At 40.6% G+C, this 15190-nt stretch carries 14 protein-coding genes and 1 tRNA gene; 7 read left to right on the top strand and 8 right to left on the bottom strand.

Annotation, left to right across the window (positions count from 1 at the left end):
- Positions 1 to 71: 71 nt before the first annotated feature.
- The 4 genes from mnmG to AB6735_RS10270 all read right to left on the bottom strand — a co-directional run bounded on the left by mnmG (position 72) and on the right by AB6735_RS10270 (position 4909).
- Complete coding sequence (gene mnmG / locus AB6735_RS10285; protein WP_370995838.1) at positions 72 to 1934, bottom strand: tRNA uridine-5-carboxymethylaminomethyl(34) synthesis enzyme MnmG; 1863 nt, start codon at positions 1932 to 1934, stop codon at positions 72 to 74.
- Between the two features lie 209 nt (positions 1935 to 2143).
- Positions 2144 to 2389, bottom strand: coding sequence for a hypothetical protein (locus tag AB6735_RS10280; RefSeq protein ID WP_370995837.1), 246 nt, complete (start codon positions 2387 to 2389; stop codon positions 2144 to 2146).
- Between the two features lies 1 nt (position 2390).
- Positions 2391 to 4256 carry an ABC-F family ATP-binding cassette domain-containing protein gene (locus AB6735_RS10275; RefSeq protein ID WP_370995836.1) on the bottom strand — a complete coding sequence of 622 codons (1866 nt, stop codon included), beginning with the start codon at positions 4254 to 4256 and terminating at the stop codon, positions 2391 to 2393.
- Positions 4256 to 4909, bottom strand: a complete 654-nt coding sequence (locus tag AB6735_RS10270) for an oxidoreductase (protein WP_370995835.1) — start codon at positions 4907 to 4909, stop codon at positions 4256 to 4258. The genes AB6735_RS10275 and AB6735_RS10270 overlap by 1 nt, the downstream gene beginning before the upstream one ends.
- 84 nt (positions 4910 to 4993) lie before the next feature.
- Here AB6735_RS10270 and AB6735_RS10265 point away from each other — a divergent pair, with 84 nt between their 5' ends.
- From AB6735_RS10265 to AB6735_RS10250, 4 genes are all read left to right on the top strand, one after another.
- A complete protein-coding gene (locus AB6735_RS10265; protein WP_370995834.1) occupies positions 4994 to 5704 on the top strand; it encodes a pirin family protein in 711 nt (236 codons plus the stop codon).
- Positions 5705 to 5798: 94 nt separating this feature from the next.
- Positions 5799 to 6575 carry an MlaE family ABC transporter permease gene (locus AB6735_RS10260; protein ID WP_370995833.1) on the top strand — a complete coding sequence of 259 codons (777 nt, stop codon included), beginning with the start codon at positions 5799 to 5801 and terminating at the stop codon, positions 6573 to 6575.
- Position 6576: 1 nt separating this feature from the next.
- A complete protein-coding gene (locus tag AB6735_RS10255) occupies positions 6577 to 7368 on the top strand; it encodes an ABC transporter ATP-binding protein (RefSeq protein WP_370995832.1) in 792 nt (263 codons plus the stop codon).
- The gene (locus tag AB6735_RS10250; protein ID WP_370995831.1) at positions 7365 to 8153 is read left to right on the top strand and encodes an MlaD family protein; all 789 of its coding nucleotides are present in this window, start codon (positions 7365 to 7367) and stop codon (positions 8151 to 8153) included. The genes AB6735_RS10255 and AB6735_RS10250 overlap by 4 nt, the downstream gene beginning before the upstream one ends.
- A 186-nt stretch (positions 8154 to 8339) precedes the next feature.
- On the opposite strand, the gene AB6735_RS10245 is transcribed toward AB6735_RS10250, so the two are convergent.
- The 4 genes from AB6735_RS10245 to AB6735_RS10230 are packed head-to-tail and all read right to left on the bottom strand — an operon-like array spanning position 8340 to position 13085.
- Positions 8340 to 8855, bottom strand: coding sequence for a glutathione peroxidase (locus AB6735_RS10245; RefSeq protein WP_370995830.1), 516 nt, complete (start codon positions 8853 to 8855; stop codon positions 8340 to 8342).
- Between the two features lie 48 nt (positions 8856 to 8903).
- Positions 8904 to 9329, bottom strand: coding sequence for an rRNA maturation RNase YbeY (gene ybeY, locus AB6735_RS10240; protein ID WP_370995829.1), 426 nt, complete (start codon positions 9327 to 9329; stop codon positions 8904 to 8906).
- Positions 9329 to 9754, bottom strand: a complete 426-nt coding sequence (locus AB6735_RS10235; RefSeq protein ID WP_370995828.1) for an ATP-binding protein — start codon at positions 9752 to 9754, stop codon at positions 9329 to 9331. Before AB6735_RS10235 ends, ybeY begins: the two co-directional genes overlap by 1 nt.
- 1 nt (position 9755) lies before the next feature.
- The gene (locus tag AB6735_RS10230) at positions 9756 to 13085 is read right to left on the bottom strand and encodes a DUF4175 family protein (protein ID WP_370995827.1); all 3330 of its coding nucleotides are present in this window, start codon (positions 13083 to 13085) and stop codon (positions 9756 to 9758) included.
- Positions 13086 to 13388: 303 nt separating this feature from the next.
- Here AB6735_RS10230 and AB6735_RS10225 point away from each other — a divergent pair, with 303 nt between their 5' ends.
- The 3 genes from AB6735_RS10225 to AB6735_RS10215 all read left to right on the top strand — a co-directional run bounded on the left by AB6735_RS10225 (position 13389) and on the right by AB6735_RS10215 (position 15156).
- Positions 13389 to 13661 (top strand): DUF4242 domain-containing protein, encoded by a 273-nt coding sequence (locus AB6735_RS10225; protein ID WP_370995826.1) that lies wholly within the window; start codon positions 13389 to 13391, stop codon positions 13659 to 13661.
- A 69-nt stretch (positions 13662 to 13730) separates the two neighbouring features.
- Positions 13731 to 13804 (top strand) — tRNA-Pro (locus AB6735_RS10220).
- A gap of 152 nt (positions 13805 to 13956) precedes the next feature.
- A complete protein-coding gene (locus tag AB6735_RS10215) occupies positions 13957 to 15156 on the top strand; it encodes a PQQ-dependent sugar dehydrogenase (RefSeq protein WP_370995825.1) in 1200 nt (399 codons plus the stop codon).
- Positions 15157 to 15190 lie beyond the last annotated feature (34 nt).

Below are 15190 nucleotides of genomic sequence, written 5' to 3'. Positions count from 1 at the left end.
GATATTAAAAAAAGAAAATAATTGATTTAAAACAAAATTTTATAAAGTGTTTATTATCAATCTGTTACGTTCTATCTGGAAACATGAATCATTAAAACTGAAATATCTGAAGGCGATACCCCTGAAATTCGGGAGGCCTGACCTAAAGTGCGTGGTTTTATCTTCATTAGTTTTTCGCGTGCTTCTTTTGAAAGTGATCCAAGGGTATGGTAATCAAATTCCGGATTGATCTCGCGGTCTTCCATTTTTTTCATGCGGTCAACAATTTCCATTTCTTTTATAAAGTAACTCTCATATTTGATTTTTATTTCAGCCTGCTCAATAGTTTCTTTATCATAAGCTGATAATAATTCCGCCAGTGGTGCATCAACCTTTTTAAGGTCGTTAAAACCTACCTGCGGACGGCTCAGTAAATTGAAAAGTTTAGCGCTTTGCGATAAGGGGCTTGTACCTAACTCGTCCAATAAGCCATTCACATTTGATGGGTCTATTGATTTACTCCTGGTGTAAGCAACAATGTCATCGGAGTTTTTAACTTTTTGTTTTACCTTTTCCAGTCGTTCATCGTTGATCAATCCCAGCTCATGACCCATAGGACTAAGTCTGATATCGGCATTATCCTGACGTAATAATAAGCGATGTTCCGCCCTGGAGGTGAACATGCGGTATGGCTCTTCGGTGCCTTTGGTCACCAGGTCATCTATCAATACACCGATGTATGACTCTGACCTTTTCAATATCAGCTCGTGTTTATCGTTAATCTTTTGGTGTGCGTTTATACCTGCTATGAACCCTTGAGACGCTGCTTCTTCATAACCGGTAGTACCATTGATCTGTCCGGCAAAGTATAAGTTGCTGATGAGTTTAGTTTCTAAAGTTAAACCTAACTGGGTAGGCGGGAAGTAATCGTATTCTATAGCATAACCCGGGCGGAACATTTTGGCATTTTCAAAACCGGGTATTTGGGTAAGCGCTTTGTATTGTACATCTTCTGGTAAAGAGGTTGAAAAACCATTTACATAGATCTCAATAGTATTCAATCCTTCGGGCTCAACAAATATTTGATGACGATCGCGCTCGGCAAAACGGTTTATTTTATCTTCAATAGAAGGGCAATAACGCGGACCTAATCCTTTGATACGACCAGTAAACATGGGGGATTTTTCAAAACCTTCCTTTAGGGTTTCATGCACCTTGGTGTTGGTATAGGTGATCCAGCAGCAGCGTTGTTCCTGAATCATATCTACATCGGTAAAAGAAAAACGACCACGTTCTTCATCACCCCATTGCTCTTCCATCAGGCTATAATTTAAGCTGCGGCCATCAATACGGGGAGGGGTGCCAGTCTTCATTCTGCCCGAATCAAAACCCAATGTAAGCAGTTGTTCAGTTAAACCGGTAGCTGATTTTTCACCTGATCTGCCACCACCGAACTTCTTTTCACCTATATGTATCAAGCCATTTAAAAAGGTACCGTTAGTCAGTACTACTGCGTCGGCTTCTATTTCTACACCTATAGAGGTTCGCACTCCTTTTATAGTATTATCCTTTACTAATAGAGAAGTAACAGTATCCTGCCAAAAGTCAACATTAGGGGTTCTTTCCAATGCCAAACGCCATTCTTCTGCAAAGCGCATACGGTCGCTTTGTGCCCGTGGGCTCCACATTGCAGGGCCTTTAGATTGATTCAGCATTCTGAACTGAATGGAAGTTTTGTCTGTAATAATGCCTGAATAGCCACCTAAAGCATCTATCTCACGCACTATTTGTCCTTTCGCTACACCACCCATAGCTGGGTTACAACTCATCTGTGCAATGGTTCCCATATTCATGGTAATAAGCAACACAGACGACCCCAGGTTGGCAGCAGCAGCAGCAGCTTCACAGCCGGCGTGGCCTGCACCAACAACTATTACATTATATTTCTTAAACATTTTTACCTCCATGTTCCACGTGGAACCTTCTTATTAAGTACTGAGTCAGAAGTTCTGAGTCTTAAGTCGCATGTCTATTTTTGACTTAAGGTCATGAGCTTTTGGCTTACTATAATGTTCCACGTGGAACATTATTCTTAAATTATGTCACAAGTCTTTATTTAATTTCTACTTAGAACTAAAGGCTTATGACTTGCAAAAATACCTATCTATACCGATGTTCCACGTGGAACTTTTAATAATGATATTAAAGCTACAAAGCCCCAAACGCCTTCTAATACCACGAACGGATAAAAACTAACCATGTATGAAGCATAGCAGCAAGTACCAGCACCTACAAAATTCATGAGCTTATATGTCTTTCTTTCGGCTGATAATTTGTTAAATAAATTTAACAAAAAAGCGATCAAAAGTATGATCACACCTACAGAAGCAATAATATCCGATGTTTTCACCTTATGATTCGTTTAATTCAGTTAGCTCCATCCAGCGCATGCTTTTTGCATCCAGTTTCTTATTCAGCGCATCAATTTCAGCCAATATTTCATTCAGCTTTTCAGGTGCTATACCCGTAGTATTCAGCTGTTCGGTTTTATCCTTTATCTGGATTTCTATAGCTTGTATTTCTGCTTCTGTTGTTTCCAGTTCCTTTGCTTCCTTAAAGCTTAATTTGCTTTTTTTAGGAGTAGCGGATGGAGTAGGAGCAACAGGGGCAGGCTTTTTAGCTTGTTGTTTCTCTTCTTCCAGATCAATGCGATAAGAGGAATAGTTACCATTATATATACGTACATGACCACCATCTTCCATAATGAATAGCTGATCGGTTAGCTTATCTAATAAATACCTATCGTGCGATACGATCATTAATACACCGGTATAATTGGTTAAAAACTCTTCCAATACATTCAGGGTATCAATATCCAGGTCATTAGTAGGCTCATCCAGTATCAGGAAATTGGGATTCTTCATCAATATGCTCATCAACTGCAGCCTTTTCTTTTCGCCACCGCTCAGTTTAGATATAAAACCATACTGTTTAGCAGGAGGGAAGAGGAATAAAGTAAGCAGGGCCGAAGCGGATATGGTTTTACCATCAGCCATAGTTATAAACTCCGCAACGTTTTTTACAATATCAATTACGCGCTCATCTTCTTTAAACTTAATGCCCGACTGATGAAAATAGCCTAATACTGTAGTTTCTCCCTTTACAACGGTTCCTTTATCGGGTTGTAAGCCCCCGGTGATCAGGTTAAGTAGGGTAGATTTCCCGCTACCATTACGGCCGGCTAAACCAATACGATCGCCTTTTTTAAATACATAGTTAAAGTCCTTAATAAAAGTACGGTCGCTAAATGATTTATAAAGGTGCTCCATCTCCATGATCTTGTTACCCTGACGCGCTGTTTTTACACTCAGTTCAACCTTTTCACGGATACCACCACTTTTGGTTTTCTCTTCCAGGTCATAATAGGCATCTATACGGGCCTTTGATTTTGTTCCTCGGGCTTGTGGTTGTCTGCGCATCCATTCCAGCTCTTTGCGTAACAAATTGCTGTTTTTTTGGAAAGAAGCTTCGTCCGCTGCATCACGCTCGGCTTTCTTTTCCAGGTAGTATCCATAGCTACCATTATAAGGCTGTATTTTACCACGGTCTATCTCTAATATCTCATTACATACATTATCCAGGAAATACCTGTCGTGTGTAACCATCAATATAGTTTTGTTGCCTTCGGTCAGTAATTTCTCCAGCCACTCTATGGTATCAATATCCAGGTGGTTGGTTGGCTCATCTAAAATATAAATGTCAGGGTCTTCAATTAACAGCTTAGCCAGAGCCAAACGTTTCTTTTGTCCGCCAGATAGGGTATTGATCTTTTGGTTCAGGTGATGGATATCCAGTCTGCCTAAAATAGTTTTGATCTTATATTCATATTCCCAGGCATCAACATCACTCATCTCCTCCATCACTTTTTCAATGGCCTTGGAATTATCGGGCTCATTTTCTAAAAGCTCTTCATATTTACGGATCAGTTGCTGCTGCACGTCATCGGCATGAAAAATATAATCGCTGATGGTTACTGCGTCTTTAAAACCAGGGTCCTGTTCCAGGTAGCCCATGTTCAGGTCGCGGCTTTGCACCACTTTACCTTCGGTTGGCTTTAAATGACCCGCCAGTAATTTAAGCAGGGTAGATTTGCCCGCCCCATTAACACCAACCAGCGCAACCCTGCGGCCGCGGTTTATACCGATGGTTATATTTTTAAAAAGCCAGTTGTCATGAAACTGATGACCAAGATTCTCTGCCGAAATGTAAGTACTCACTATAATTGTTTTATTTTGTCAGACTCATATATAAATAAGCCTGTGTTAATTTGCATTGATTGTTTGTACATCGCTGCCGCCACGATTGACGCAGGTATACTTTTGTATTTTTTTAACCCGCCAAATAATAACGGATCTATTATTTTAAACAGTGCGGTTACTATTTTCTCTTCTACCCGTTTTTCGGTTCTATTACCTGTTAACAAGGATGGGCGATAAATATGTAAGGTCGCAAAGCCCACCCGTTGTATATCAGCTTCTGTTTCGCCTTTGATTTTAATATAAAAGGTTGATGAAGCAGCATTGGCACCTACAGCTGATACCAGGTGATATTGTTCTACACCGTTTTTATGTGCTAATTGTGCAAGGATCAATGGGTAATCATGATCAATTTTGCGATAAACAGCTCTATCAGGCGTTTTATGCCTGGTTGTGCCCAGGCAGCAAAATATAGCATGGCCAGTAAGCTGGTCAGCATAAGCCTCCAGCCGGTCAAAATCAACCACCAATTGAGTCAGTTTTGGATGCCGGACAGGTAATTCTTTTCTGACCAGAATTAAAACTTCCTCATAAAAAGTCTCTCGTAGTAAAATATCTAATAAATTGCTGCCAATTAGTCCGCTTGAACCTGCAATAATAGCTTTGTTTGCCATTGCGTGCATAATTTTTGCAAAAGTACGCATAAATAAGTTGTGGAATAAAAATTGTGTGTTTAAACATATAAATAGGAAAACATCATGAAAACAATATTTTATCCCGAAAATGAACGCGGAAAAAATAACCTGGGTTGGTTAAAGGCCAACTTTTCATTCAGCTTTGCATCATATTATGACCCTAACAAAGTTAATTTTGGTGTACTACGAGTATTGAATGATGATATTATTGCTGGTGGTACCGGCTTTGGTACACATCCGCATGATAACATGGAAATTATTACCATACCATTGGAAGGAGGTTTGGAACATAAAGACAGCATAGGCAATACCGGTGTGATCAGAGCGGGTGAGGTACAGGTGATGTCGGCGGGAACCGGGGTTTACCATTCTGAATATAACGCCTCACGTACAGAAGATGCTAAAACCTTGCAAATATGGATTTTCCCTAAAGAGCGTGATATACAACCACGCTATGATCAAAAGGATTTTAAAGGGCTTTTAAAAACAAATGAACTCACTACGCTTATATCACCGGTAAAGAGTCTGGATACCCTGTGGTTAAGCCAGGATGCTACCTTTAGCATGGGTAATTTTGAAGCCGGTAAAACCTTAAATTATGATATAAAGACACCGGGAAATGGGGCTTATGTATTTGTTATTGAGGGTTCTGTGAAAATAAACAGTATGGTTTTAAACAAAAGAGATGCGTTGGGTGTTTATGATACCAGTTCATTTACAATTGAACCCGAAGAATTTTCCCGTTTCCTGATTATTGATATACCAATGTCATAAACCTGCAAGCCGAACCTAAAGGTTAATTTTCTTGAACTGCAAACAAAAGGGTAAAAAGTTGTTTTATCCCTTACACATTAGTTGAACGTAACTTATGGCAGAACAAGCAATTACCGGATGGAAAAGATGGGCAGAAGGCATTGGCGAGCAATGTGTTTTCTTTGCCAGGTTTTTCAGGAATATATTTGCCGGCGGCTTTGAGTGGTCGGAATTTGTACGGCAATGTTATGAAATTGGTTACCGCTCCATGATGCTGGTGGGTATTACCTCCTTTATCATGGGGCTGGTTTTAATTGTACAGCTCAGGCCATCATTAGTTGATCTGGGAGCGGCCAGCATGTTGCCGAGAACCCTTACGGTATCTTTCATCCGCGAAATAGGGCCTGTTATTACCGCTATTATCTGTGCGGGTAAAATAGCATCAAGTATTGGCGCCGAGCTGGGGAGTATGAAGGTTACCGAACAGATTGATGCCATGGAAGTGTCGGGAGCCAATCCGCTGCAATATCTTGTTGTTACGCGCGTTTTGGCAACCAGCCTCATGGTACCCCTGCTTTCTATTATTGGTGATGCTATAGGCTTATTCGGGGGCTTTATTGCTTTAAATATTACCGATAGTATCAGTTTTTCCCTGTATTTTAATAAATGTATCTCCTCCCTTGATTTTTCAGACCTGTTACCTGCTGTTGTAAAAACCATATTTTTTGGTTTTGCTATAGGTTTTGTTGGCTGTTATAAGGGCTATCATTCTAATAAAGGCACCGAGAGTGTAGGCATTGCTGCCAACTCGGCTGTGGTTACCGCTTCCCTGTGGATATTTGTTATTGATGCTATCGCTGTTCAGATCACCAGTTTATTATTTTACCATTGATATGAAAGCAGCAGGTGAAAATAGTGAAACGAAGAAACCGGACTCAACAAAAAAAGCGGAGGTGGTTATACATGCCAAAGGTATAGCTAAAGCCTTTGGTGATCATGAAGTACTCAAGAATATCAGCTTTGACCTGAAAAGAGGAGAGAATATGGTGGTTTTAGGGAAATCTGGCACGGGAAAATCTGTAACGATAGAATGCATTGTGGGTATGCTTAAACCTGATGCCGGTACCTTAACTGTATTAGGGGAAAATGTGGCTGAAATGGGAGATGAGGATCTGAAGCAATTGCGGATGAAAATTGGATTTTTATTCCAGAGTGGGGCCTTATATGATTCCATGACCGTACGGGAGAACCTGGAATTTCCATTAACCCGTGTGCTAAAGCTTAATGATCAGCAAGAGATAGATAAACGGGTTGAGGAAGTACTGGATGGTGTTGGTTTGCTGGATGCTATTGATAAAATGCCCTCAGACTTGTCTGGTGGTATGCGCAAAAGAGTAGGCCTGGCCAGAACGCTTATTGTAAAACCCGAGATCATTTTGTATGATGAGCCCACTACCGGGCTTGATCCGATCACCTCGCGCGAGATCAGTGAGTTGATACTCAACATGCAGCAAAAATATAAAACATCATCTATCATTATTACACATGATATGGAATGTGCAAGGATCACGGCTGACCGTATTGTGGTGATGGATGATGGCGAATATATAGCCGAAGGTTCTTACAAAGAGCTGCAAAAATCGGATAACAAAATGGTACGATCATTTTTTAACGAAACGACATGAAAACCACATCATCACAAAAAATAAAAATAGGCCTGTTCACCTTCGCCGGGTTGCTGGTACTGATATTGGGTATATTTTTTATAGGCAGTCAAAAAAGCCTGTTTAATTCTACATTTAATGTATATGGCACTTTCAAAAATGTGAGCGGCTTACAAGTAGGTAATAATGTGCGCTTTGCAGGGATCAATGTTGGTGTAGTACAATCAATTAACATTATAACCGATAGTTCGGTACGGGTTGACCTGACGCTGAACAACAGCGTTAAGAAGTTCATCAAAACAGACGCGAAACTGAGCATTGGCAGTGATGGATTAATGGGGGATAAGCTGGTGGTGATAGCACCAGGAGGCATAACAAGTCATCAAGAGGTACAACCAGGGGGACGTTTGGGCTCTATAAACCCGGTTGATGTAGACAAAATAATAACCAAGCTTACCCGTGTTGCTGATAATGCAGAATCATTGACAAAAGACCTTTCACAGATAGTAGGAAAAATCAATAATGGTAAAGGAAGTATAGGACGTTTGCTGAATAACGACGCCATGGCTAAAAATATGGAGAGTACGGTTAAACAGGCACAAACCACGATGAAAAATGTGCATGCGACCACCAATACTTTAAATGAAGACCTACAAGCGGCACAGCATAATTTTTTACTCAGGGGCTTTTTTAATAAAAAGAAGAAAGCCGCGAAGGCTAAACAGGATTCTATCAAAAAAGTGCAGGAACAGGCTCAAAAAGACAAAGAAAAAGCCGCAAAGGAAAAAGATGATAAAGGAAATTAACAAAAACATTAACTGATATATTTGCAATATTTTTGGCGGGCAAACCAACTAATTACAACTATACAGAATAATATACACTAACACTATACATTAAGCCCTAAAAAATGGGCATGTATGGTGAACAAAATGAACAAAAAAGCCTCTGGAGTGTCTTCAGAGGCTTTTGCTTATTTAAAAGGTAAGATCTTAGTTAAAATATTTAGTGATATCCGGGGATAATGGGGTGGTTTGTGACCTGAAGCGATGTATCAGTTTACCATTTTCATCGATCAGGAATTTTTCAAAGTTCCACTTGATATCACCAGTAAAATCAGGGTTGGGTGCTGTAGTCAAGTATTGAAACAATGGGTCAATATCCAAACCTAAAACGCTAACTTTTCCGCTCATTGGGAAGGTTACCGAGAAGTTTTCTTTGCAAAAGGTTTTGATATCCTGATTGGTGCCAGGTTCCTGACCACCAAAGTTATTAGCCGGAAAACCTACAACTACCAATTTATCTTTGTATTGTTCAGATAATTTTTCCAGATCTGTATATTGTTTAGTAAAGCCGCATTTTGAGGCCGTATTTACAATTAAAACCTTTTTGCCTTTGTATTTGGCCAGGGTAAAATCTTTACCATCAATACTTTTCAGCTTAAACTCATACACGGATGAGGGTGCTGTGATAAAAAGGAAAGCGAATATTAAAGTAAGTAATTTCATTGTTTTTATAATTGATGTGAGACAAATTTCTTTGAGTAAAATTAACTATTAAAAATTTCTTTTAGCCAAATACTCATCTTCTTTTTGTGTCATTTTCTTCTTTGTAACAACAGTTTTATCTGTGTAGCCCAACAGATGTAAAGCGCCATGGATAATTACACGGTGCAGCTCATCAATTTCGGGTATATTGAATTTGGCGGCGTTTTCGCGTACTCGTTCAACAGAAATAAAAACATCTCCAATAATATCACCTTCAACCTCCGAATTATCAAAGGTGATAATATCTGTATAGGTATCATGATCAAGATATTGCTGGTTCATTGGCAGTAAGTACGCGTCTGAACAGAAGACATAGATAAGCTCTTTCAATTTAAAACCCTCGGCGATGATGGTATCTTTGATCCACTGGCGCACAAGGGTTTTATTTTTAAGTTTATAGCTGATGTCTTCTTCAAAAAACTGAATAGCGGGCATTATATTTTAAAATGTAGTTCGATAGTGTTGCCCGATGCATTAAAAATGCATTGATCGGCCAGGTGCTTGATGATAAAAACGCCTCTACCAGTCAAATTCTCCAGATTTTCGGGAGAAGTTGGATCGGCCAGGTTGGCATAATCAAAACCATGACCTTCGTCCGTAACGGTCCATATTATACGCTTGGGGCCTACTTCGGCGTTAATGATTACCTTTTTCGTTTCGTCGAGCTTATTACCATGAATAATGGCATTTATGGCGGCCTCGTTAAGGCAGGTCATCATGTTAGCGAAGGTATCCTCGGCTACATGATATTTATCAGCAATTTCTTCAATCAGCTGCTCGAGTTGCGCTATACTTTCCGTTTTTGACGGTAGTTGTAACGTAAACAATTCGCTGCTGGTATGAACATTTGCCTGTTCCATGTTATTTGGCATTAAGTTGATCAAAGTAAGATTTTATTTTTTGTTTATAATACAAATTAAGTGCCGGAGACACCGTTTTTATTTGCTCCGTTTGTTTGCTCTTTTGTTGCTGGTATCCCTGCAGTGCTTTTATATAACCAGGAGGTATATCCTTACCGGCATGGCTTTCTCTTTGCTGATCCTGTTCCCGTTCCTGTTCTGCCTTTTCAGCCTCCAATAGCCGGCTCCGGATTTGTTCCTGTCTTTTTAATGCTTCATCTGTAATCTTCCTGTTTACGAGATCATGCTCAGTTTGTTCCATTTCTTTGGAAATTTTATCCAAATTTCCTAAACCACTTTTTCCATTCTTATTCTGTTCACGATTTATCTCGTCCAAAGACTCCCTGATCATTTGTTGCTGGCGGGCCATCCGGGCTAACTGTTCGCTCATATTACCCTGTTTTCCCTGTGCGCTTTTACCCTGGTTGCCCTGCTGTTGCATTTGTTCGCGTGCCTTTTGCATATTTTGATTCAGCTGTTCCTGCATTTTTGCCAGTTGCGATACGGATTGCTTTTTACCCTTACCTTTTCCGCCTTTATTCATCTGTTTTTGCAATTGCTCCAGGGCCTCGCTGAGCATCAGGGCCAGATTGTTCATAGCCGTCATGGCATATTGCTGATGGCGGTTGGCTTCGGCTGTGCGGCGGTCGCCCAGGTTATCCAGAGCCTGGTCGATATGGCTGTTAATACCGCTGATCTCCTGGTTTACGGTTGATTGTATTTGTGGGATACGCCTGCTGATGGCATAAAGACTATCTTCGGCCGTTTTCAGGTTATCTTTAATATCTTTTTGTTTTTGAGAGAGCGTAATGTAAGAGGGATCGGTAGGATTGGTACCTTTTAGGGTTTGCATCACCTTTTCCTGATCGAAAGAGCTGTTCACCAGGCTTTTTAAAAGTTCACGCAATTGTTGGGCATCAATGGTATTTTCTTTACTCTCGCCTTCCTCATTATCCTGAGATAGCTTGCTCGCTAACTGCTGCATTTGTTTGGCAGCTTGTTTTTGCGATTTTGACGCGCCATCTTTATTGTTTTTTTGCAACTCACCGGCGCTTTGATCCATTTGCTGGTCAATGCTTTGTGTTTCTTTTTCCGGGTTTTGAAAATCCTGCTTGTGTTCTGCCTGTTCGTTGGTTTTCTGCAAATCTTCCAAACCCTTTTTGATGTCCTGAAAATCTTTTTTCAGGTTTTCCTGTTCCTGCTGCAATGCCTTTTGATCGGCTCCCTGTTGTTTGGTTTTATCAGACAGCTGTTGCTCCTTATTGGCCAGTTTATTCAACTGGTCAACGCTTTGATTCAGTTTTTGATCAAACTCCAGCTTTTTATAAAGCTCCAGCATGCGATCAAGCTCTTTTTTGAGCGATTTATTATCCATCTGCATTTTTGATAATTCATCGCGGGTAGCATCCTTTTGTTCCTGGTCTAAAAGCTTTTGCAGGTTTTGCAATAGTTCTTTTGTTTTTTGATCGAGCACATTATTAAACAGATCTTCAATTTGTTTTTGCTTAGCCAATAATTCCTCGTTCTGTTGCTGGGTTTCTTTGCGGTTATACAGGTTTTTCTGGTTCTCGTCTTTTATTTCTTTGACCAGATCTTCCAGGTCGCGGCGTTTCTGCAACAGATCTTCCACCTGCTTTTTTTCATCAAAGGAGAGGGTGTTTTTATTTAGCAGTAATTGATTGAGTTTTTGTGAATCATGCTCAACTTGCCCGGCTAATTTTATAGCCGACTGCATTTTTTGCTTTACCGCCTGGGTGCCGGCATTCAACTGTTCATTAATGGCTTTGGCATCGGGCAAATTAAGCGTGCGCTCGGCGGTGCGTACCCTTTTAGGTCCGTTTACACCATCGTTATCGGCAACCTCAAAAAAGTAACTTACACGAGCTCCCGGCTCCATACCTAACTCCTTCAAATTCCAGAAGTAAAAGAAGTCTGATTGTGTTTGGTTCATCGTAGCATCAATTCGTTTGATAAACGTTTTTTGAGAGCCCTTATTATTAGCCGATTGTACGCTATAATGAAAGGTTAGTGATGAAAAACCGTGATCATCCTGAATCTTTCCGTTGAAATACAGGGCATTAATACTTACCGAATCAGATTTTTCCTGAACGGTAATGGCTGGCGGTTCGTCGGCTATTACATTGATATGATAAGCAGAGGAGTCGCTATGATTAACCAGCGGGTTTATGGGATTAAGTTTATAAACCGTGCTTTTAAAAACCTTTTCATTATACTCAAACAGATCGGGTCCGGTTGATTTGGCGCTATGTTTAACGCCGTTTAAGTAAAATTGCAAACCCGAAGCATGTTGTGTGTGCAGGAGCCAATTCACCGCAGTACCTTCAGGAATTACCAGGTCGCCGGCATTCAGTAATTTCTCATTTTTTTTATGCAGATAGGCGGGATAGCTTAATTCCACATCAAAATGCAGCAGGGCAGGTTTCTGGTTAACCTTTATTTCATAAGGAACTGAAGCAAAGCCATTCCCCAGCAGGCGGAATGTTGTGTTTTGTTGCAGATTGCTGAACAGATAATGAAACTTACTGATGTTTTCTTTATCGAGCTTAAAAGTGTTGTTAGCCGTTTCTATATAAACATCGGCAGGCAGCCTGTCACCATCGAGTTTAAGATCAAGTTTAAGGTCATCACCCTGTACTACGGACAGGGTTTTGTTCAGAACATGGAAACGAAAAGGGGCTATCGGGGCAAAGTATTCATTGTGCCTGATGAGCCGTTTGGTACTTTCAGTTAATATAGATGGAGCGGCAAAAGCAAGTACGATGATCACCGCTGCAGGAGCCAGCACCCACTTTAAGTATTTATTGTTCTCCCGGATATTGATTGCTGAAGGGAAGCTTACGGGTTTAAGGGCCTCTATCTTTTGATCGATACTGGCTTCAATAAGGGCGCGATGTTTTTCGTCGGCAGCGGCCAGTTTTTTAAGTTGCAGGGTATTCAGCAATTTATCATTAACATCATGAAAATGTTTACCGATGATCTCGGCTGCTTCATCATGGCTTAGCGAATGACCCAATTTGAGCCAGGAAAGAAACGGAGGTAAAATGAGCCAGCATACCAGCCCGATGTTGAGGAGTATGAAAAAGTAAAACAGGATGCTGCGGAAAACGATATTAAAATTGCCAAAATATTCGCTCAGCGTAATAACTACATAGGCAGTAAACAGGCCGGCGCCCAGAAAGATAAGCCCCCGCAAAAAATTATTAAAATAGTACTTCCGGATAAAGATGTTGATCTTATCAATAAGTGCTTCATAATTTTCGGCAGAATTCATATAGTGATGCAAAAATTCTTAACACAATATTAAACGAAAAAATAGAAGAATATATATAATACACCAATTAAGTTAATCCCAGAAGGAATAATAAACAATATGAATAATTTAAATTTAAGCGACTGCCTCAGAATGAGGGTACATTATTATATAGAGAAGGCGTGTCGTATTTGTTTGGGATTCATATTACTTAAAGCGGGCACGCCAATAACCTATTCGATATGACTGTAATAACTTAATTATCAGTGTTGTAATTATCATTAAAGTTTGTAAATTACTTTATCAAAAACCAATTAAAATTATATGCCAAAGTATGTTATTGAAAGAGAAATCCCCGGGGCGGGAAATCTTTCAGATGAACAATTAAAGGCCATTTCGCAAACCTCCTGTGGGGTATTAAGCAAAATGGGGCCGCAAATACAGTGGGTTAATAGTTATGTAACTACTGATAAAATATATTGTGTTTATATAGCGCCAAATGAGGAGATGATCAGGGAACATGCCAGTCAGGGTGGGTTCCCGGCAAATTCAATCAGTGAGATCTCAAGGATCATTGACCCAACAACGGCAGAATAAAACCAGAATAAGGTTATTATAGATTCTGGATTTAAAAATCATAGTATATATATTTTGCGCCCCATCACTCGGGATGTAGCGTAGCCCGGTATCGCGCCACATTTGGGATGTGGAGGCCGCAGGTTCGAATCCCGCCATCCCGACGAAAGCGTTACCAAGAATGATAAAAGCCTACAAAATAAACTTTTGTAGGCTTTTATGTTGTTATTGAATAATTGACTGTAAAAAACCTGTTGTAATTAAACATCTTGCCGATAACGTTGTAACTTACTTTACATTAACCCAAAATCGTATTATGTTTTCAAAATTTCATACGCCATTAATTTTAGGCTCCCTTTTGTTATGTGTAACCACAACCGCTATAGCACAAACCGGCGAGCCGGTAGAAAAAAACAAAGCCAATAGTAATTACAAACCAGCCTTTGCTGGACAAACGCGCATTGGAAGCATTAAAACTAAAACCCCGTACACGGTTACAATAATCAGCACCGAATTAAAGGGCCCATGGGGCATCCACGTTTTACCCGATGGCCGATTGCTGATCAGTAGTAAACCCGGAACTATGCAGATAGTAAAGACCGACGGTAAAATCGATAAAACCATCACTGGTTTCCCCGAGGTACAATTTGCCGGCCAGGGAGGTTTGCTTGATGTAAACATCGACCCGGATTTTATAAAAAACCGCATGGTTTACTGGACCTATGCCCAACCGGGTGATGGAGCTACTCTGGCGGTAGCTAAGGGTAAATTATCGGCTGATGAAACCAAACTTGAAAATGTGAAGGTGATATTTGAAGCTTCACCGCGGTACAAAGGTACCGGCCAGTTTGGTTCGCGTTTATTGTTTGATAAACAGGGGAATATTTTTGTAAGTTCCGGCGACCGGATGGCCGATGATATACGCGTGAAGGCGCAGGACCTAAGCGCCACCACAGGGAAGATCATTCATATCACCAAAGATGGTAAACCGGTTGCTGGTAACCCGTTTATTGGCAAAGCTGATGCTAAACCCGAAATATATGCCCTGGGTTTTCGTAACCCGGATGGTTTTTCCATAAACCCGGTTACTGGTGGCCTTTGGGAGGCAGAGTTTGGTCCCCGTGGAGGAGACGAGATCAATTTGATCAAACCCGGTGGTAATTATGGCTGGCCATACGTTACCTATGGCATCGAATATAGCGGACAAAAAGTCTACGATGGCATTCAGCAAAAAAAAGGAACCATACAACCGGTTTACTATTGGGACCCGGTTATTTCGCCCGGTTGCATGATGTTTTATACCGGTAATATTGCCGAGTGGAAAAACAACCTGTTTGTAGGAGCACTGAGCGGACAACACATCATTCGCCTGGTAATTAAAAATGACAAAGTAGTAGGTGAAGAACGTTTGCTGGCCGATAAAAACGAACGCTGGCGCTGCATGGCTACCGGTAAAGACGGTGCTATTTACGCCGCAACCGACGCTGGTAAATTATATAAGATAGCTAAGCGATAATATTATGATTGCGATATGAAAAACGCGCCGGGGC

The organism is Mucilaginibacter sp. RCC_168, from assembly GCF_041355315.1.
Classification (GTDB): domain Bacteria; phylum Bacteroidota; class Bacteroidia; order Sphingobacteriales; family Sphingobacteriaceae; genus Mucilaginibacter.
This window is presented reverse-complemented; position numbering and strand designations above follow the sequence as displayed.